The organism is Pseudomonas sp. P5_B2, assembly GCF_056400445.1.
In genome coordinates this window covers 1-598 of the sequence record NZ_JBFULH010001432.1, presented here as the reverse complement: position 1 = coordinate 598, position 598 = coordinate 1, and the positions used below count along the sequence as shown (strand labels likewise).

The following is a 598-nucleotide window of genomic DNA, read 5'->3' as shown; positions in this document are numbered from 1 at the left end:
ACTGTCTTGAAGGGGATTCTTGCGCGGGCGCACGACCAATTTAGCTTGCTCTGAAACGCGCCTTGTACCCGTGGACGTTGGAGATATCTCTTCAACGTCATCTGCGGTTTCGATGCCGAAGCGAGTTTGGGCGTGGGGTGCAGAGAAGATGCGAAAGAGCGCGCGCTCGTACTGATAGCCGTAGCCCGCCGCACTGGCGCTCGCGTCAGGGTCTTTCATAGTTCCGTCTCGTAGTCTATGCGCTTTATGTACGGAGGCTTTTGCCTCGATCCTTTCCCATGGCGTTACGCGAGCACGGAATGTAGCGTTAATAATATTATTTAGCCACAATCCTGATGCATCGTCTGTCCTGAAGGACTTCAGTCAATGCGCGCTCTAGCGCAAAAGCAATCAGGTGCAACCGCTATCAATTCTTTGCTAAGTGATAAGCTCGGCCAAAGCCTGGCCCAGCTCAAAGCACATGCCGCTTAATCGAGCATTTTTCTCTGAACGGAATAGAGGTAAAGATGACCCTGAGCTTCCCTACAGATTGAACGAGCCCCATGAAAGACAGGACACCGTTTCCCCCTTACGATAAGGGATAGGCAAACGGTTATGT

Annotated in this window: 1 pseudogene; it reads right to left on the bottom strand. The window is 51.8% G+C overall.

Annotation, left to right across the window (positions count from 1 at the left end):
- Nucleotides 1-219: pseudogene (locus AC1DRJ_RS31665) on the bottom strand (ABC-three component system protein); the annotation flags it as partial.
- Between the last annotated feature and the right edge of the window lie 379 nt (nucleotides 220-598).